This is a genomic window from Kiloniella spongiae (genome assembly GCF_001026905.1).
GTDB lineage: Bacteria > Pseudomonadota > Alphaproteobacteria > Kiloniellales > Kiloniellaceae > Kiloniella > Kiloniella spongiae.
In genome coordinates, this window is the sequence record NZ_LAQL01000003.1 from 209523 (window position 1) to 228933 (window position 19411).

20 protein-coding genes are annotated in these 19411 nt (G+C 46.2%); 8 read left to right on the forward strand and 12 right to left on the reverse strand.

The genetic code is table 11. From position 1 onward, the window contains the following. Positions 1-60: 60 nt before the first annotated feature. The 7 genes from WH96_RS04915 to WH96_RS21145 form a co-directional block, all read right to left on the reverse strand. Positions 61-420, reverse strand: coding sequence for a hypothetical protein (locus WH96_RS04915; RefSeq protein ID WP_053005689.1), 360 nt, complete (start codon positions 418-420; stop codon positions 61-63). 130 nt (positions 421-550) lie between these two features. Further along, a complete protein-coding gene (locus tag WH96_RS21885) occupies positions 551-706 on the reverse strand; it encodes a hypothetical protein (protein WP_156176698.1) in 156 nt (51 codons plus the stop codon). A gap of 340 nt (positions 707-1046) precedes the next feature. Further along, positions 1047-3014 (reverse strand): methyl-accepting chemotaxis protein, encoded by a 1968-nt coding sequence (locus WH96_RS04920; RefSeq protein ID WP_047763014.1) that lies wholly within the window; start codon positions 3012-3014, stop codon positions 1047-1049. 197 nt (positions 3015-3211) lie between these two features. Next, positions 3212-3985 carry a substrate-binding periplasmic protein gene (locus WH96_RS04925; protein ID WP_053005690.1) on the reverse strand — a complete coding sequence of 258 codons (774 nt, stop codon included), beginning with the start codon at positions 3983-3985 and terminating at the stop codon, positions 3212-3214. 81 nt (positions 3986-4066) lie between these two features. Further along, the gene (locus WH96_RS04930; RefSeq protein WP_047763015.1) at positions 4067-4495 is read right to left on the reverse strand and encodes a hypothetical protein; all 429 of its coding nucleotides are present in this window, start codon (positions 4493-4495) and stop codon (positions 4067-4069) included. Between the two features lie 122 nt (positions 4496-4617). Beyond that, positions 4618-5151 (reverse strand): hypothetical protein, encoded by a 534-nt coding sequence (locus WH96_RS04935; RefSeq protein WP_047763016.1) that lies wholly within the window; start codon positions 5149-5151, stop codon positions 4618-4620. 224 nt (positions 5152-5375) lie between these two features. Then, a complete protein-coding gene (locus WH96_RS21145; RefSeq protein WP_053005691.1) occupies positions 5376-6182 on the reverse strand; it encodes an XRE family transcriptional regulator in 807 nt (268 codons plus the stop codon). 422 nt (positions 6183-6604) lie between these two features. Between WH96_RS21145 and WH96_RS22110 the strand changes: the two genes are divergently transcribed. Both WH96_RS22110 and WH96_RS04945 read left to right on the forward strand, forming a co-directional pair. After that, complete coding sequence (locus WH96_RS22110) at positions 6605-6781, forward strand: hypothetical protein (RefSeq protein WP_162200119.1); 177 nt, start codon at positions 6605-6607, stop codon at positions 6779-6781. Positions 6782-6915: 134 nt separating this feature from the next. Then, positions 6916-7575, forward strand: coding sequence for a hypothetical protein (locus WH96_RS04945; RefSeq protein ID WP_047763017.1), 660 nt, complete (start codon positions 6916-6918; stop codon positions 7573-7575). A 20-nt stretch (positions 7576-7595) separates the two neighbouring features. Here the strand turns inward: WH96_RS04945 and WH96_RS22745 are convergent, their stop codons facing one another. The 3 genes from WH96_RS22745 to WH96_RS04960 are packed head-to-tail and all read right to left on the reverse strand — an operon-like array spanning position 7596 to position 8771. Next, positions 7596-7973, reverse strand: a complete 378-nt coding sequence (locus WH96_RS22745; RefSeq protein ID WP_047763018.1) for a Rap1a/Tai family immunity protein — start codon at positions 7971-7973, stop codon at positions 7596-7598. 36 nt (positions 7974-8009) lie between these two features. After that, a complete protein-coding gene (locus tag WH96_RS04955; protein WP_047763019.1) occupies positions 8010-8366 on the reverse strand; it encodes a Rap1a/Tai family immunity protein in 357 nt (118 codons plus the stop codon). Between the two features lie 24 nt (positions 8367-8390). Then, entirely contained in the window at positions 8391-8771 is a 381-nt protein-coding gene (locus WH96_RS04960; RefSeq protein ID WP_047763020.1) for a Rap1a/Tai family immunity protein, read from the reverse strand. A gap of 113 nt (positions 8772-8884) precedes the next feature. Between WH96_RS04960 and WH96_RS21150 the strand changes: the two genes are divergently transcribed. The 3 genes from WH96_RS21150 to WH96_RS04975 are packed head-to-tail and all read left to right on the forward strand — an operon-like array spanning position 8885 to position 11002. Beyond that, complete coding sequence (locus tag WH96_RS21150) at positions 8885-10015, forward strand: helix-turn-helix domain-containing protein (RefSeq protein ID WP_053005692.1); 1131 nt, start codon at positions 8885-8887, stop codon at positions 10013-10015. Continuing rightward, on the forward strand, positions 9993-10469 hold the full coding sequence (locus WH96_RS04970; protein ID WP_047763021.1) for a hypothetical protein: 477 nt from the start codon (positions 9993-9995) through the stop codon (positions 10467-10469). Before WH96_RS21150 ends, WH96_RS04970 begins: the two co-directional genes overlap by 23 nt. 8 nt (positions 10470-10477) lie before the next feature. Continuing rightward, complete coding sequence (locus WH96_RS04975; protein WP_156176700.1) at positions 10478-11002, forward strand: hypothetical protein; 525 nt, start codon at positions 10478-10480, stop codon at positions 11000-11002. A 112-nt stretch (positions 11003-11114) separates the two neighbouring features. Here the strand turns inward: WH96_RS04975 and WH96_RS04980 are convergent, their stop codons facing one another. After that, a complete protein-coding gene (locus tag WH96_RS04980) occupies positions 11115-11993 on the reverse strand; it encodes a hypothetical protein (protein WP_047763023.1) in 879 nt (292 codons plus the stop codon). A gap of 302 nt (positions 11994-12295) precedes the next feature. Between WH96_RS04980 and WH96_RS21155 the strand changes: the two genes are divergently transcribed. The 3 genes from WH96_RS21155 (at position 12296) to WH96_RS04995 (ending at position 18765) form a co-directional block, all read left to right on the forward strand. Further along, positions 12296-13279 carry an SEL1-like repeat protein gene (locus tag WH96_RS21155; RefSeq protein WP_053005693.1) on the forward strand — a complete coding sequence of 328 codons (984 nt, stop codon included), beginning with the start codon at positions 12296-12298 and terminating at the stop codon, positions 13277-13279. A 100-nt stretch (positions 13280-13379) separates the two neighbouring features. Beyond that, positions 13380-17288, forward strand: a complete 3909-nt coding sequence (locus WH96_RS04990; RefSeq protein ID WP_047763024.1) for a tetratricopeptide repeat protein — start codon at positions 13380-13382, stop codon at positions 17286-17288. A 46-nt stretch (positions 17289-17334) separates the two neighbouring features. After that, positions 17335-18765 (forward strand): tetratricopeptide repeat protein, encoded by a 1431-nt coding sequence (locus WH96_RS04995; protein ID WP_156176701.1) that lies wholly within the window; start codon positions 17335-17337, stop codon positions 18763-18765. Between the two features lie 155 nt (positions 18766-18920). Here the strand turns inward: WH96_RS04995 and WH96_RS05000 are convergent, their stop codons facing one another. Further along, the gene (locus WH96_RS05000; protein ID WP_047763026.1) at positions 18921-19349 is read right to left on the reverse strand and encodes a carboxymuconolactone decarboxylase family protein; all 429 of its coding nucleotides are present in this window, start codon (positions 19347-19349) and stop codon (positions 18921-18923) included. Positions 19350-19411 lie beyond the last annotated feature (62 nt).

The window sequence follows — 19411 nt, forward strand, 5'->3', positions numbered from 1 at the left end:
GCAAGCCTAGAGCAGAAAGCAGGTCAGTCTTGTGAGAAACTGACCTGCTTACAATTGTGATTAACCCCTAAGATCCATCATTCCTTCATTTTCTGCGCAGTCTATTGCGTTGAAATCTTCGGAAGATCGTGCATGGGAATTTTTCGTAGAAAATCTTTCCGATGCCTTCCTATCCCGTATGAGTATCATTTCCAACTCTTCAGGAGTAATCGTTAAGGCCTGTTTGAGTTGTAAATTTTTTTGAGTTCCAGGGATATAAATTCTGGTTGCGATACGAATATAAGCCGAAAATGAAAGACCAAGGAGTAAATCTTCGTCGGTTTCAACTAGATAATCGCCCGCAGGCAATACCTCGCTAAGATTTCTAAAAGAAAAAGGGTTTGAGAAGGAGACTGTTTTTTTTGTAGTACGTGTTGTCATCAAAGACCTCTCTGTGAAGCCAAATGCCTTTTTGTTAACCCAAAAACTGCCCAAAAACTGCCAAAGAGGTTGTATCCCTCTCCGGCAGCGAGTCCTGAAGCATGACTATTCGCTTTTGCGAATAAAAATTCTAAGCTTTGACTTCCGATTTTGTATCGGTTGAAGGTTTGTCCGTTGAGTTCACCTCTTTACCAGCGGGGGTCGCCATTGGCGTTGCTTTTTCTGGTTTTGTTGATGTTTCTTTTGAGGGTGAGCCTTCGGACTTTGCATATTTATTGAAAGACATATTGTTTTCACTTTCTTTAAAGCAGAAATTATATCCTGCTTATTAATAGGTGGTAAGTAATTTTTTTAATTCAACTTTATTATTATTTTATTTTTTATTTGAAGATTGCGTTATTTTATTTATTTATACTTCTTATGTTTGTTTTTTTATTTTGTTGAGTGTTCATCGTATATTTTTGCCGAGTGGATTTGTTCACGCCGTCTTCGTGACGGATTGAAATGATTTTCTAAACACGAATATTGATTTTATTTGGGGAGTAATAAAAAAGCAGGTCAACTGAGAACTGCTGACCTGCTTTTATGAAATTGTGCGCCGTCCCTAATCTGAACGACATGTGACGTTATGCAGAGCGAATATTTCCCAGAAATGTTTGAATAGAACTACTGAGATCATTTGACTGATTGCTCAGATCATCAGCGGTTGTCAAAAGATTTCCGGCGGCTTGTTCCGTGTTCTGGGCAGTGTCTGATGTCTCTGTCAGATCCTGACGCATAGATTGCGCTATGCCTGCTGTTTCTTCGACAGAACGCGCAATTTCAGATGTTGCCGCGGCCTGTTCCTGAACAGCGGCTGCAATGGCCGAAGCAATTTCATGAACACGCTGGATTGTCGTCGTAATATTCGTGATGGCTTCTACGGCCTGTATCGAAGCGGCCTGTACGCCATTAATCTGTAATGCAATTTCGTCGGTTGCTTTTGATGTCTGGGTGGACAGATTTTTCACTTCACTGGCAACAACGGCAAAACCTTTCCCTGCCTCGCCAGCACGAGCGGCTTCAATTGTTGCATTCAGGGCAAGAAGGTTGGTTTGTTCCGCTATATCAGTAATCAGGTTAACGACCTCGCCAATTTTTGTGGTTGATTCGGCCAGCTCTGACATGATCCCGCGTGTGTTGTCTGCCTGTTGCACGGCTTCTTGTGTTACTGTTGTGGATTGCTCTACCTGACGGCCAATTTCCTTGATCGACGCGGATAGTTCTTCAGAGGCTGTTGCAACTGTCTGTACATTTTCAGTAGCGCGTGAAGCTGATTCCGCTGATACATCGCATTTACCTTTCACTTCACTAGCGGCGGCCCGCATTGACGGTGCTGTTTGCGCCATTGTATCAATAGCCTTGTCCACATGCGCAATTACATTGGTTACTTCGGTATCAAAACTGGCAACCAGTTCTCGCATTGCCTTTGCTTTTTCCAGCTGCTCCTGTTGTGCGACCTGTTGTTCCCGGTTCAAACGCTCGTTTTCAATAAGCTGATCTTTGAAGAACAGGACCGAGTTGGCCATCTGTCCCAGCTCGTTTGTCGCTGCTGTATTTGGAACACGAACATCACGGTTTCCGTTGGTTAAATCTTCCATAACGGATGTCAATCCCTGTATGGGGCGAGAAAGAAAACTGCTAATCCACAAGCCAACACCGAAAACAATGATCGCGGTGACAAAAATGACAATTGCCATAATGATTGTTGTTCTCTCGCCATTTGATACTGCGAGCAGCTTGGCATTTTTGTAGTCCTTACTTGCTGCTTCTTCCAGCGCGTGAATAGAGGGCACGCCCTCTGCGTAAACAGTGCTTAGTTTTTTTTGATCTTTTACGAGTGCAAGCTTTAGATCTGCTAACTTTTTAAAGGCAGCTTGGTACTTCGAAAGCAAATCTGTGAGCTCTTTTGACATACTTGTCTCAAGACCATCAGCTTTCATTGATGCTGAGAATTCAGTTATGCGTTTATCAATACGATCAATATATTTTGGATCTATACGCAAAAGAAAATCTTTTTCATGGCGCCGCATCATAAGCATCAATACGGTCAGTTTATCATTCTTGATGGTTTTTAAGCGTTCTTCGATATTATGAACTGCCCCGCGAAGCTCTCCGCGTAAGCCATCTTTTTCTGTTAAGCCAATTTCGGTTATATCGTGAACAACTGTTGCAAACTGTTTTTCATAGGCATCTGCTAATTCCTTTAGAATGTTGATGTGTTTTATCTCTTCAGGGTTTTGTGCGTGTTCTTCCAGCTCTTTAAGCGAGTTGTGGATTTCACCCATAAGCTTCGCATGTTGCCCAACATATTTTTCATCAAGTCTTAAGAGGAAATCTTTCTCGCGCCGTCTCGCATTGAGAAATTCTTTATCCAACAGTTCTTCAAGTTCCAGAACATGCCGTGCTTCCTCTTGGTTATTGAGATATCCTTTTTGAATTTGATTGTTGACAAAATAAACCCCGCCAACTGCAATAAAACCCAGTAGAGAGAAAAAGCAGATAGCCAAAATTTGTAACCGGATGCCAAGGTTTGTAAAGAAATTCAGCCTCATTATGTCTCCTTCATCCTTTGTGAACAGGATGTATTACTTATTTGCGTTGATAAAAATGTAGCTCTGATTGAGTGGGTTACTCTGGTGTCTCAAAGAGCGAATACATACAGTCGTATGATATTTGAGATAAAGAAGTATTAATAAAGAGGATTCTTATTAAGTGAGATCTTAATGGGGTAAGGTAGAGAATTGCAGGTTTAAAATTTGAATGTTGTCCGAATTTTTGTTGCCGTACCGTCACGCTCAAATTGATCCAGTGCATTTTGCAGATCATCGACTATTTTCGGGTCTGTATCGGTGTTGCACGCAAGCCATAAACCTATTTCGCGGACGGCAAAAACCTCTTCAATGTCAGAGATTTTTGTTTGCTTTATAATCTGATGGCCGGATATGCGGCCTGTCGCCCATAAATCAATCCGACCCTTTTGTAATTTCAGGGCATTTGTTTCGTCTTCAACAGGAATCAAGTCAAGATAGGGATGATTATTGCTTTGGAGATATTGCGTAAATGCCCAGCCATCTATACCTCCAACGCGATATTGATAAGTATCATTGAGTGAGATTATCTGTATTTTTTTATTTTTAGGTGCAAAAAATGACCATGCATCATTGCCCAATGGTCCAATCCATTGGAACGTCTTTTCACGCTCTGGTGTGCGCCAGGTAGAATAGATACAGGTCGCGGGATGGTTTAAGGTAATTTGATAAGCCCGTTTCCAGGGCAGCATTTCAATATCCAGATGTATATTCTTGTTTTCTGCTGCAAGCCGCAATAGTTCAGTAGCAGATCCGGTTATTCTACCTTCTTTATCCATCGTGTTGAGTGGAGGGTACTCTTCTGTGACTAGCTTTAATGATCTGGGGGATACAGCGTTGTTTTCCTGCGCTTTGGCTAGGCTAATCAGCGGGTGATTTATAACCAGATTGCAAAGAAAAATGATAATAAGAATGGTTTTGCGATGCTTCAACATGCCCCGATTATAGAGAGGATTTCCTTAATTTTATCTTATGAAAATGCTTATGGAGGAAGTTTCATTACAGGGGGAAGAGACTTAATCTGGCAAGGGAGCAAAACATTCTGCATAGGTGAGTACAAAACTTTCAAAGTCCTGTTTTTGTTGCCTTTTCGGGGCTGTATTAAATGAGATTATTTGAGATTTTTCTTGCTGTTGCAACAGTTCAAAGGCTCGTTCGCGTTCCGTATTCGAGCTTTCGACATAGGTTCTGATTTGTTGGCAAAGGGCGGTGTCAGTGCAGTTTTCGTAAGCACCTTGATGGTTGTCATCATAACTAAAAAGATCAACGTCTCCCAATAAAAGTACATTGTCTTCCAGCCCGACCGTCACACGAGCATCAAACTCGGCGGCGATCCGTTTTCCGCATTGATAAGGATAAGTCAATTCCAGCTTTGCGAAAGGGATGTTCGGCGGTGTAGAGGATGAACGAGCCAACGATATGAATTGAGGAGAAGATTGCGCCACTATTTTGACCTTTCTGACTAATAACGGGTCTGATCATTAACGGGCAATAATTTTATCTTCAGAAGGGGGGCGTGCGCAAAGTATCTGGGGACTAAACGAGCTTATATTCACGGGGGGCGGAATCATAAACGTGTATGATTACTTTGGTTTAAATATTGATTTCGATCCGGCTCTTGATCCGGTGTAGGGAGTATCCACAAAGCTATAAGCGCAAAGAGGCCGCCAAGGGGCGAGATGATGGCGGATGAAATCAAAATACCGGAAAGATGGAAAAGCACTTTTGAAAGATCAGAAGGTTCTGGACCAAGGAAATTTAAATCCGCGTAATCGCCAGTGAACATAAAATCAGTAAACAGAAAGCCTGTGAATATAAAAAAGGTATTGGCACAGAACATCGCCAGGGCAAAACAGAGCATTCCCCCGATAAAAGCTCTGCGTTTGGCACCTTGAAGATTGTTGAGAAAGCGCGGGAGAGCAAAGTATCCCACGGGAAACGCGATGAGGAAGGCGGTGAGCTGCTTGAAGCTCAAGAGTTTTTGAAATGAAAGTTGGGGATAGAAATTATCGGCCCCCAACCCCATAACCAACAGGATAAAGAGATAACTCACAAGCCCCCAATAGAGGCCGGAAATCAGGCGAAATATTTTGTAACTCATATGCGGTTTTCCTGATCGTCTGAGCAACAAGTGGGTCTTTTTGCTAAGGGTATGTTGGCGAATTGTTGAACGGTATAAATTTAACAGGAACAAACATCCCTCATTTGAGGAATGTGATCGTGAATTATTCTATTATCATAATAAATCGACTTTATTTAACGCAATGGTGGTGGTCCAGAATAAAAAATTACCTGCGAGTCGTTCGAAATTTATAAATGATATCGTTACATCCGGCGGCCGTACCAGACGACGCGGCCAATGATGTTTACCTCTTCGATGGTGCGCTGGTATTCGTTGTGGTTGGCGTTGTCAGAGCTGATGCGCAATAGGGGTGGGTCGGAATTGGGGATGAGTTCCAGACGCTTAACCACAACACCGAAACCGTCCCAGAGGGCAAAGATACCCGGTGGGGTCGGACGTTGGTCGTTGGTGTCGATCATCACGCGATCACCGGATACCAGTGTCGGTGTCATGGAATCTCCCTGAACCTCTATAATACGTGCGGCGACCGGGCTGACGCTTAGTTCGGAACGCAGGTAATCCGTAGGTAGAAACCAGTTACCTTTGACGTCATCGGCAATAGCAACACCACCCTGTCCATCATCGCTGTAGGATACACCGGCTTCTCCGCCGCCGCCCATACCGCCACGCACTGCAATTTCCGCAACAGCTTCGCAGCCCGAGGCCGGAGCCAGAGGATGAGCCAGAGGATGAGCCAGAGGGCGAGCAGGGGAAGGAGATGCTGCCCTTGTTGGTTTGTGCGCTGAAATATCCTCGTCAAAGCCAGCTAATCCATCAGAATTATCAGCATTATCAATCTCAAGAGACTGGCGGGCGGTACGGTTAATGCTGAGCAATTCTTTCGGATCACAAGACATGGCGATAGAAAGGCGGACCATCCAAACATCGGTCAAACGCCGGTCGCCCTTTTCCAGTTTCATCACCTGTGCCTTGGTTGTTCCGGCCTTGTCGGCAACCTGTTGAAGGGTCATGCCCTTTTGAGTGCGTATTTCCTTGATTCTGTTTTCCATATCATCAGCCTGACGATTTTATCCTATTGGTATAGTTTGTATTTTACCGCACTCGCAGAGGTCAAAAAGCTTTTGGTATAATGCTTACTGTTCCTAAGCTCCTTTGAGTGACCACGTTGTTTCATGTCAATTCATAAGTATCCAAAATGAATAAAAATAAGTTTACAAAATGGATACATTTTTCTTGACTTCAGTTTCCACTATGGATACATTTGCGCCATCAAGTCAAGCGGAAACTGAATTTACTGCCATCTATCTCTCTGTATTCAAGAAGAATTATCGAACAATGATGACTTCTGTATCCGTTGAGTTAATGCTTTGAGTTATTGATCTCTTGTCTTCTGCCATACTTGAATATCGTTAAAATTGGTGCCGCCTGAGTTTCCAAAAAGGAAACTTTTACACTGAATAAAGAACAAAACATGAACAATTTACATGATTTTTCGCAGTTCGCAATAAAAAGTGACCAGGACGATCGTAGGCAATTAAAGAGGGGGATGGATGACAAACCGGAAAGACTGGCAGGTTTTTTACCGCCAACAAGCAAAAAACATGGGGAACTTAATACACCTGCCAAAGGTACTGCCCCCGCGCGTTAAACAAGAAAGTTTGGCTCCTGTTGGGACGACAAATCCCGGAGAGCAAAACTTCGGGGAGCCAAACACCCCAGTCAAGCCAAACAACCGAGACAGAAGTCTCAACAGAAATAACGACTTAAGGGATAGATAGTTTCATGAAATATACACCCGCCGAAGACCTGCAACCGGATCTTTCTATTGGATTTTCACACGGTCAATCACCGGGTCAATCACCGGGCCTATCATCGGGCCTATCATCGGGCCTATCATCAGGCCAAAAAAAGCCAGATTCCGAAAACCCTATTCAGGGAAAGATAGCTGCCAAAAGCAGTATGTCTGATGCCAAAATCCAGTTAACGCCGACCCCCTATGCGGTTTTTAAAACCCTTGCCGATGCACCGGGGCAGGAGCTGGCCTATGGGACTCTGAAAGTAAATAGTGGCATGACAAAGGTGAATTCCTTTCCAAAGCATATACAGGAGTTGGTCGCAAAGGGCATTATCCAGTGCCTTGGCCCCCATCGCGATCGCTATGTGATTTTGCGAGTTGATCCCACGCGTGTTGAAAAGGTCAAGCGCTATGCCCGCAAGACCAGCCAGCATTCCCGACCGGATAACCAGAGCGGCAGCCAAAGTGCATGCAAGGAACGCAAATGCCTGTCCTGTCAAAAGACCTTCAAAAGCGAATGGATTGGCATGCGGATCTGTGGTGATTGCAAGCTGACCCCGACCTGGCAAGACCCGGATAACCCCTACACCCCCGAAGGCGACACCGACGGTTCCGGCCTGTCCGATCTGACAACGGGGCTTTATTGATGCAGATTAATGCAATTAGCTCAAGAGCATGGGTATCTACTATTCATGGCATTAATAATGATCTGTCTTGCTGTATTATGTTGTATATCAGGATTTTTATTCATGTAATCAACGACCATGTCGTGCCTCATTCTGGCACTCGGCCACTGAGGATGGCATGTGATCTGCTTAACATCTTTGTTAGATGTAACATTAGCAATGTACCAAGTGCAAATATCCCTTTCTCTTTGATTTTCTCTCGTATCCGTTTGAGTGTTAGAGCATCTGTCATAAAACTCTTTTCCGCTATACTCAGAATCTCTACTCAAATCGTATGCGGTTTGGAGCGATTGACGAGACGCTTGATGGGGGCAAGCTGTCAATGTCAGTGCCGCTATCAGGAGCATAATGTATTTCATGTGGTTTTCACTTTTCTCAAAATAACAGAGCAAAAATTAACAGTCATTTTCCTTAATCAAAATCTTGCGTATCAGAGAAGGAGCACTTTGAGGCCATTCATCGGGATGTGCTTTAAGATAGGCCATAACCTGATCAACAAAATAGCTGGTCGGGTCGCCATAGGTGCAAAAATCAGCCCGTTCTTTAAGGCTATCGTGAATAGCCATAATATAACCATTGCAGTAAAGGCCACCACTCTCAGATTTGGCGGTTTCAGTCGATGGACTGCATTGAGCATAAAGGGCACCACCAGTATTGGGGCGTGGGAATGGTGTCGTGCTTTCACTCGTTCCTTGTGGTGTGCCAGAAGCCAATATGACAGACGCGGTTATGACGGAAATTATAAAACTCATCTCGGATGTTTTCCAGACTTTTGGCTAAGGGCAAGGGAACTTGGCTTTAATGGCGGCATCAACAGCAACGCGTGCGTTTTCTTTTTGCAATTCAGGGTGCTTTTCGAAGTAGTCAATCACCGCATTAATCGATGCTTTACTGGAATGAGGAGGCAAACAGATAATACCTTTTTCTCTAAGATCATCTTCTGCAGCCATAATATAACCAGCGCAATAAATCCCTTTTTTTGCAGCCAGAAAATTACCAGGCATTGTCAGCAATTCGTCTTTAAGATAGACGCGTTCAGCGACCTGTTTTCCGCTTTTACAGGTGTCGTAAATAAGGTCACCTTGGGTTGGAAATGCACTCGAATAGCTTGTGCCAAGCAACATAAAAGTAACGATTATCACAAACTTTTTGATCACGATCTCTCCCTTATTACGTGTGTTCGAAGATTGAGCAAGGTAGCTGATTCTGTCAAGTTTCGAGGGACTGTATTAATGCCCGGTGTTTTGACGACCAAGAAAGAGGCTTATCCATGAGTAAACTTCCGTGGTTCAAGTTTTTCCCGACGGACTGGCGGGCGGATGTGGGGTTAAAGCTCTGTTCGCTCGCGGCGCGAGGGTTATGGCTTGAGATGATTTGTATCATGCACGAGGCCGGGGGATATTTAGAGATCAATGGCAGCAACGTCACGACATTGGCCCTTGCGTCCCTGTCTGGATCAACGCCTCAGGAAATCACCGCTTTGTTGGGTGAGTTGGAAGAGGCCGGGGTTTTCAGCCGGGATCGCAAAGGTCGATTGTATTCGCGACGGATGCTGCGTGATCTGAAAAAATCGTCTGTTGCCAGAAACAATGGGCGCAAAGGGGGGAATCCTTCCCTAGTGACGGGGCGTACGCCGATTGGCGAAGGTGTTGCTTCAATGTCTGGACCAAGTGCTTCGTCTAAAAGGAAAAAGCGAGCGAAGCTTAAGCCAGATCCGGGGGAGGGGCATAAGGTCCCTCTTAACGGCGAGGATAAACCCCAGAGTCCAGAAGCCAGAGACCAGACTCTCCCCTTAACTCCCAAGGGAGTTAAGTCCCCTCATGATCCTGATCAAGATAGGGAGAAGGCTTTGGCAGAGCAAAAGTTGGAAGAAACGGGGTCATCTGATGCGCGCTCACACGCTAATCAACAACAAACTAATCGGCGGGGAAGCCGCCTTGATACTGACTGGGTGCCGGACGAGCGAGATCAGGATTTTGCCCGTAACCGTGGACTAGAGGAAGAAGATATTGCCACAGAGGCCCTTAAATTCCGAAATTACTGGACCAGTCTTGGCGGGCGCAGGGCGTGTAAAATCGACTGGCACCGTACCTGGCAGAACTGGATTTTGCGTATCCACTTTGGAAACAATTCAGCCAAAGGTCACCCAGCCCAAGGCTACCCAGGCAAAGGGAATCTTGCCGGAAACAAAACGATTGGCGGCCAATCGACTGGTCGAGGTTATTCGTCAAGGGCAGCGGGTTGCGGACAACGATCAGGCGGTTTTGACCTCGGTGAGATCGGTGCTCGGGTCCTCGGTCGAGCTGAGATACAAGACGATCTTTCCCAGGGGCGGGGGTACTCAGAGCAGGCTGGAGGACGTGATCTTTCCCAAGTCTATGACGACGGCGCAGCAGAATGAGGTCACGCGTATTCTGTCGTTGTCTCTGGCCCCTTTGTCACGGGTAGAGATTATCCGCGAGTTACTCAAGCTCAAGGTTAAGACCAACAGCCGGAATATGGATGCGGCATCACTGGAATTACAGCTAGAGGTCTATGCGGATGAATTGATGGGCTTTCCGGCAGATTGCGTGCTTCAGGCTTTGCAGGATGCGGGGCGACAAAAATGGTGGCCGGATTGGGGAACTTTGGAAGCTCTGATTACGCCGTTACAGGGCTTACGAAAGCGTCTGTTACATGACTTGAAGGCCCGAAATAACCTGATTCCCGGGCGGAGTGACAGGGAGCGACGATACAACAATGATCCTAAAACATTGGGGCATTTTTTAAATAGCCTGCAAAAGAATTTTTACGAAGGACATTCAGAGAAAATGGTTTCTGAAGAAGCAATGGATAAACGACAGCAGAAGGGATGATTTCTGATATGGGAAAATCGATTGAAACTGGGAACCCAGAACAATCAGTAAGTAACAGAGCACAGGCAATAAGTAACAAAGCGCGGGTTGAAGATATGGATCATGAAAAATCGAATGAGACTATGAGTTACCCACAAGGTAATCAATCCGCTTTGTTGGAACAGCTATATGATCGTGGTGTTCTTGGTCCGAAAGACAGCCGGGATGGTCGTGCTGAACGTCGTCGGGACAATGGCTTTTGGCTTATGGAACTCTACGAGTTTCTCTACCACTCCGAAGGGGTAGCCCGTTACGAACCTTTTTCGGGTGGAGCCAAAGGCTATGGCGCAGAAATGAGTGATGAAGAAGCGGAATTGCGCGCACTTTATCATCGTTACCTGCGCGGTTTACCTGCTGTGGTCACCCAATCGCTACGTTTCCTCTGCAAAGACCAACAGATGCCACGGATACAAACCATACCACTCGCCGATTGTCTGGATCAGTTGGACCAATGGCGTGCCAAAGAGCGCAAGGAAAGGCGGGGGAGAGAATAACAGCCTTTGTGTCTTTGTTGTTGATTAGGCGCATAAATTCCGGGGCAAAGGGACTAAAACAAGGTATCTGCGAAGAGGATATTTGGCTGGTTGTCGCTGATGTTAGAAATTACTATTTCTGAAAACTACAGCTAACCGCGACGATGGCATGGCATAGGGATTGATAAAGCGTCGGGGTCAAGCGGTCATATTCGGCCTGATCTTCGAGGTTGGAGAAGACAACATCATTCCATGATCCCATGCCGCCAAAGACCCAGCCGCTATAGGCCGCCGCTAGCAAACGGTGGGCCTCTTTGGGGTAGACTGCATAGTAAGGCGGCCTGAGTGCCGGGGGCAGGGCAGTACCGGGTTTTCCCTCTAAAGCATCAAGCGCTTTACTAAAAACGGCTGGCCAGTTGTCATAGCCCAATCGGCTGGCCAGTTTTGAAATCTCTCGTAGTATCTTTTCCAGTCGGGCGGTTGTCTGTGCTAGGCTTATGGTTGGCCGGGGTGTTTCCTGATCGCTTTTTTGGACGCAGCCGTAATGGACCTGCCACACCGTCTGTTCCGATGCCCTGTCGTCGAGCTGCCAGTTTGCCCGCCACTGTTCGGTAAAGCCGGGGCCAGTTGTGATAAGAGACCAGGATTTTGTGGCCCCTGCAAAGGCAACCTGCATATGCTCGAGGTGGGTATCGCTATCTGTATCTATCGTGGCGGTATCCGTCTGTTCCTGCAGCTGCCAATCCAGCCACGCGGCGGAAACCTGTCTGCCCCGTAGATCATCCAGCCAGTCAGAAAGCCTTGTGAAACGAAGCTGTTCTTTAAATGTACCATCGCTTCTTTCCCAGAGATCACTAAAGGACAAATCTTCTGCATACCTAAGCCGTTTGGCCTGTGCCGCGGGCAGTTTTAGGGGTGCCGGGCTTGCCGTCACCACCTCCACGACCTTCTCCAGGGGCATGGCATTGGCCGCAGATGACAAGACTAAAAGCTGATCAATTTCCCCCTGCATAATCGTCTGTGATCCTTTTTTTTGGGATGGGGTGAGGTGCGTTTTTTACCCTTTTATACGCTGAAACTCTATTGAGATAGAAAAGAAGATAAGGAAACAAGGAAATAATTGATCTATATCCCCGGTTGCAAAAATGTTTATAGTTGCGTTATTATTTGTGATCCGGGGGGAATCCTAATCTCTTCTTTTATCTCAGTTTTACCTGTTTAGTTCTTCTCTTGTTCTTGTTGATCCTGTGTGCTCGTAGGGTTGTTCATATAAAGGTACATCTCTGAAACGGCCCATATCTTAAAAGGACCAAAATGAAACGTTTTCTAATTATTGTCGGCGGATTAGTTGTTCTGGCGGTTGGGCTTGGCCCTGCCCTTCATACTTACTGGACTCACCATTGGGGGCCTGATTTAAACGAGGCTGCACTGGCATATGACATCGGTGATTATGAAACCGCGATGGATAATTACCTGCCGTTTGCCGAAGGTGGTACAGAGAAAAAGAACCTTGTTGCTATGTTCAATGTCGCCCTGATGTACGAAAAGGGACAAGGCGTGACACAGAATTATGATGAGGCAGAATTATGGTTCACCCGTGCCGCTGAACTGGGCAATGTCGAAAGCCAAAACAGGCTTGGGCAGGCGTATGAATACGGTGATTGGGGGACAAAGGATTTTGATCGGGCGCTGTTGTGGTATGGCATGGCGGCGGATCAGGAGGATGTTTCGGCACAGGGAAGTCTGGCCCGGATGTATCTGAATAGTCCAAAGGGCGAGACTTTGCCCAAGGCGGTTAAGTGGTTGCAAAAGGCTGTCGATGGGCGGGATGCATTCAGCGAAGCTGCTCTCGCCTACCTTTATGAAACAGGCAATGGCGTTCCCTTAAACTCGGAAAGAGCTTTTTATCTATACCAACGTGCGGCGAAACAAAGTGTTCCTTTCGCCCAGAACAAACTTGCCAAGATCTATCACGCCGGGGTTTTGGTGCCACAGGATTATAAGCTTGCGCATAGATACTTTGTCTTTGCTGCGGAACAACAGGAAACCGAGGCCCAGGTCAGTCTTGCAGAAATGTATGCGCGGGGTGAGGGGATGCCCAGAGATCTTGTGAAAGCCTATATGTGGTTATCTGTTGCCCATGCCCTACAAAATGAATTGGGTCAAAATCAGTCGGGCCAAAATTCATCTGCGAAAGCGCCCTTGATGAACGTCATGCAAAGAATGTCACCTGACCAGATCGAAAAGGGGGACGCCCTTGTCGAAAAGTGCCTGAAGAAAACCCTTATGAGATGTTGAGTGGGCGCGATGTTTCTATTCGGTGTATCTCCCTGTTGGGTGCCATCTAGGCTTTGTTGGTAAATTTACTTTCCTGTTACGTTTATTCCATAGGTTTCTCATGATCCGTTTTTTACTTTTACCTCTGTTTGTTGCGCTGGTCGGGCTTGGTTTTTTTGCCCTCTTTTCACAAAATCCAGATGGCTTTGAGGCTTTTGAGCAAGGAAACTATGGTATTGCCCGCGAGGCCCTGACGCCCATAGCAGAGGACGGATATGATGAAGCCCAGTATGTTCTCGGGCAAATTTACGAACAAGGGTTGGGTGTTTCCAAAGATACTGATCTTGCCCGGAAATGGTATCGGCTTGCCGCGGATCAGGGACATCAAGGCGCTTTGGTTAAGCTGTCTGAGATTATTACTCAGAAACTCGGTCAAGGGGTCGATGGTACGGTTAATATAAACACCACCGATAAGAACGACAATGATCTAGGTGACGACCTGCCTGTTGTCGAAATGGATGCGGAAAAATTACCTGAGACCGGTGTTGAAAAACAGAGTGTAAAAAACAACGAACCAGAATTAGGTCCAAAAACAGAAACAGAAATAGAAACAGGTAAGGAAGCGACCAAGGGCGTTTGGGAAATGCTGGTGTCCTTGTTTGATAATAAGAACGGGCCAGATGAACAACACCGAGATGGACAAAATTCTGATATATCATCTGATACACAAGAACCAGCCAATCAGAAAACGATCCCAAAAATCGACCAGAAGACAGGCCCAAAAACTGAGACATTCATCGAAGTGGCAGCGGGTGAAATGGCTGGATCTTTGGTGGATGGGAAGCAGGCTTTCAAGAATAAACTTTATGAGCAAGCTCTCAAAGTTCTTCTTCCCCACGCGATCAAGGGAAATGCCGAAGCCCAGTATCTGGTTGGTGAAATCTATCGAAAGGCTCTGGATGTCGAGGGGGACGAAAAGAAAGGACTGGCGTGGATTAGAAAAGCAGCCGAACAAGGCCATGCCGAGGCACAGTATTCGCTTGGGTTCATCATCGAAAACAGTTTTGGTGTCGAGGGCGAGGAGAATAAAAGCATCTATTGGTTTAGAAAAGCTGCTGATCAAGGACACTCTAAAGCAAGGTCTCGATTAACCTTCTCACTTCTTGGGGGCGGGTATTTTGAGGGCTATAGTTCCTTTGTTGATGATGTCGAAGGGCACAGGGTGTTTGAGGTTGAGAAATTCCTGCGCATAACTGAAATGGAAGAAAGCTTCAACAATATTGAACATTTGGCACAACAAGGAGATAGCAATGCTTTGGTTGGGCTTGGTTATGCTTATTTAAAAGGGGAAGATAGGCCACAAAATATTGCGTTGGGGCTGGAGTACCTTGAAAAAGGTGCCCGGGATGATAACGATCAGGCTATTGTAATGCATCGTTTGGGTGAGCTCTACAGTAAAGGGAAGTCCATACCGCAAGATTTTGATAAGGCTGTCTTTTGGTACAAAAAGGCTTTCGAGCTCGGCGTTGATTATGCTGGTAATGACCTGGGGGAATTATATCTTAACAGAACAGATATTCCTGATAACCAACTTCAAGCTTTCAAGTGGTTTGAAAAGTCTGCCAAAGCGGGATTTCATGGTGCTCAGCTCAAGCTCGCCAAGTACTATTATAATGATAACAAAAACAGAGATCTTCAGGCTGCTTTTAAGTGGGCCTATTTAGCCGCAGAGCAGGAGAATGCTGAAGCTCAATACTTGTTGGCTAAGCTTTATGACAAAGGTGAGGGGATAGGGAAAGATACTTCGCAAGCTGTAAGGTGGTTTCGCCATGCAGTTGATAACCAAAATGATTTGGCCAAGATTGCCTTGCCCCTGATCACTGGAACATTTCCTGATTTGATTATGGATCCCATGGCACCCGAAACTTTGGAACCTGAAGACCATTACAGGGAATATTACAGAGCGGTTGATGCATATGAAAAAAATCGTCGTGCGACAGCTAAGGATATATGGTTTCGCTTGGCATCAAAGGGGTATGCACCTGCACAGTTAAAATTGCCAACAAAATATTTTAAGTGGTCTTTCACTGAACATTACGATCAAATCCAATTATGGCTTAAAGAGGCTGCAGAGAACGGCTATGCCCCGGCTCAGGAACAATATGCAAGTGATTTGGCTATCTATTCATTTGAGGATGAAGGGTTACAACAGGTATATCATTGGTATAAGCGCGCTGCGGATCAGGGGGTAAACCGCGCTGTTGCCGAGGTTATTTCAGCCCATGTTTATGGAAAGGGTGTTCCCAGAAGCTATAAAAAGGCTAAGGAACTTACCATTCATTATGCGGAACAGGGATCTGAATATGCCCAGTTCCAGTTGGGGTACTGGTATGAACAGGGATTTTTGGTGCAAAAAGATCTGGATCAGGTCCGGGAATGGTACCAGAAATCTGCGGATCAGGATTATTGGCTTGCCATCGAAGCGATGGAACGGTTGCAAGATGTGCAACCTCAGTCATCCGAAACAACATCGGCTCAGCCCCCTGTTGACACAATAGAACCCGTTGAGTTGACAGAGAAAGCGGCAAAATCCCTTTCCCAAAAAGATCCAGAAGAAGGGGAAGATTCAGCAATAAAAGAAGCAACTAAAAAGAAAGAAACTTCTCGACAGGCAAAGGCTGAAAGTGATTCCGATAACGAAGCTGTCTATCGACTTATGATGCTTTCATTTCGGATGGAGGATTATGAGTTTGCGATATCAACCGGCTTGCCTCTTGCTGAAGCGGGTGATCTCGAAGCCCAAATCCTGATATCGAAAATCTATGCCAAAAAAAGTCCCCCCGATCATGAAGAGGCGTTCAAGTGGGCCTCTCGTGCCGCAGAAACAGGCGATGCTGCTGCCCAGACTTTACTGGCATCGCACTATCTTGCCGCGAAGGGCGTCACACGGGATTTTGAAAAAGCCTATGAACTTCACAAGTCGGCAGTTGCACAAAAAAATCCCAGAGCACACGTTGGCTTGGCCATGCACTATCATCACGGCCTGGGGGTGTCCCAGGATCTTAAAAAGGCGGCAGAATACTATGAAAAGGCCGGGGAATTGGGCGAAACCGGGGCCTATACCTCGCTTGCGGAGATGTATCAAAATGGGGATTTGGGGGCAAGGGATCTTGTGCGCGCCCAGCACTATTACGCTTTGGCGGCAAAGGCCGGGGATGAAGAAGCACAGGTAAAGCTTGAAGAACTGAGAGCAGTTTTGTCCAGTATTCCCAAACCAAAGAGAAAGCCTGATAACATTCCTGCGCGTCCGGTTCCCAAACAGATTGCCGAGGAAGCCCCGATAATTAAGGGGAAAAGCAAGGGGACTTTCCCGTCTTCGTCGTCTTCTAGATCTATTGCCTCGTCCATGGAAAAATATAAGAAACTCTATGCTGCGGGTGACTATGGCAAAGCACTTGAGATACTGCATCCATTCGTCGAAGCAAATAATCCCCAAGCTTTATATCTTATGGCTGATATGTATTTCAGAGGATTAGGAGTTAAACGAGACACTAAACAGGCATTCCTTCTTTTCGAACGTTCAGCGTTGTTAGATTACTCGAGAGCACAGGCCAAGGTTGCCTATCATTATTTGGCGGGGACTGGTACCAATAAAAATCTTGAAAAGGCGCAGGACTGGGCATTGAAATCAGCTGTTCAGGGGGATGCCCTAGGGCAAGAGGCGATGGGGCTTGTTCTTGCAGACAAAGATCAAAGTGATCAGGGATTAAGACAGGCTGTGAAATGGTTCAGGCTCGCTGCGGAACAGGGGGGTGTTGACGCTCAATCGTTATTGGGTTTTGGACTTACATCACTTGATACAAACGACAAGGAAGGATGGATGTGGTTATACGTCGCGGCCATTCGAGGGGATAAACTTTCACAGTCAAACGTTGACAAATCAAAAGAACATTTTTCTGAAAGCTTTGTCACGCGAGTGGAAAATATGGCGCGCAACTGTATTGATCAAAACTACCGGAACTGTGAGTGATGGGATCTTGTTGGCGGTTTATGCCTTTGATTGGGGGGGAGAAGTAATGAAACAGGCCAGACAGCGTATTTTGATGCGGATCATTAAATCGTGGATGACGATGGTTTTTCTGGCTGTGCCAAGTTTTGTCCAGCCAAGTTTCGCTCAAGATTTTGACAAGGGACTCAGCGCCTACCTTGATGGAGAATATGCCATCGCTCTCAGGGAGTTTCATATGCTTGCCGAATTGGGGGATGGCGAGGCCCAGTTTTACCTGGGTGAAATGTATGGTTTGGCCCACGGGGTGGAACGTGACCTTGTCTTAGCCAGAAAATGGTTTTTGCGCGCTTCTGAACGGGGCAATTTCGATGCCGATAGTCGGCTCGCGCTTCTTTATCAGAGTGGTTTTGGCGGAGAACAAAGTGATACCTTGGCGTTATATCATGCCCGTCGAGGGGCAGATAATAATAATGATGCATCTCAGTTTACCTTGGCAGAGTTTTATGAAAAGGGTTCAGCCGGGGTGGCCCAAAGTAATGCACGTGCTCTTAAATGGTATCTGTTGGCGGCTGATAAAGGATTTACCCCGGCTTATCTGGGTCTTGGGCGTGTTTATGAAAAGATCGGTGAGATTGATAATGCAAAACTATGGTATCAGCGTGCCATTGATGAGGGGGATGAGCATGGAAAGGAACCACTGGCCAGACTAAAGGCACAAAATGCTGCGGCCAAACAGACAACTGGTAATAGTCGGAAGGTTGTTTCTTCTTCTTCTTCTTCTTCTGGGAGCACTATTGCTGTCGAGTACCCGGATGAAGCAGCACGGCAATCATCTGATCGTGTTTGGGAAGATGACCGGGATGATTTTTTAGTGGGTGCCAATGCCTATTGGGACGGTGATTTTTCCCTTGCACTGGAACGGTTATACCCGCTCGCGGAAAAGGGGGTTCCCTATGCTCAGTACTATATGGGGGAAATGTTTGATCGTGGATTTGGCATAACCAAGGATCATAAGGCTGCTGTTAAATGGTTCAAGGCAGCCTATAAAAACGGCGTGAGTGACGCAGGAAACAATCTTGCCTATATCTATTTTACGGGAAGTGCGGGGTTCGTGGACCGTCAGACCGCTATGGATATTTACCACAAGGAGGCGAATGCAGGAAACCCTGTCTCACAGGTTAGTTTGGGTCATGCCTATGCGGATGGAAAAGATGTTACTGAAAACCACAGGACTGCGGTTAAGTGGTATCGCAGGGCTGCGGAAAACGGAGATCCGGTCGGGATGTTTCAGCTGGGACTTGCCTATTATCGCGAACTGGGTGGTGTATCCTGGGACTATAACAAGGCCTATATGTGGTTCACGCTGGCGTATGAAGAGGGAGAAAGCGATGCTTTGCCTTTCAAGGAAGAAGTGAGAGAAAAACTGACGGCAGAACGGCGGGATTTAGTGGGGAAAATGATTGCTAAATGCCGTCAAAGAAATTTCAAGGGCTGTTGATCGTTCCGATACCTGGATCTCGTTCAACTTGTCTTCGGCGTGTCTTTCAAAGGGAGAGAGGGCACAGGCTTCTCTCCCTTCCGTTCTTTTGTATCCGGGATCTCTTTTATCCTGCCAGGCTGCTTTTTGACCAAGCGGGGTAGTTGATCTTTTCGCTATTGTGTATGTGTGGCGACTGCAAGTCGGTTCCAGGCATTGATCGTTGCGATGACCATCATGATCTGGGCAATCTGTTCTTCGGTGAAGTGTTCCTGAACCCGATTATAAACCTCGTCACTGACCCCGTGATTGGTGATCAGGGTCATTTCTTCGGTCAGGGCGAGAACGGCGCGTTCTTGTTCAGAGAAAAGCGGGGACTCTTTCCAGGCAGACAGGGCAAACAAGCGTTCTGCTTTTTCGCCATTTTCCAATGCGGCTTTGGTATGCATCTGAATACAATAGGCACAGCCATTAATCTGTGAGGCGCGGGTTTTGATTAACTCTGGCAAACTGGTGCCAAGGTCTGTTGTGCCGAGATATTTCTCTAACCCGAACATTGCGTCATAGGCGGCAGGTTGGATTTTGTGAATGTTTACTCTGGTCATGTTAATATTCTCTTTGTTTTAATGAATTCAAAGATCTGGGTCTTTTACTCTAATGGTGTTCG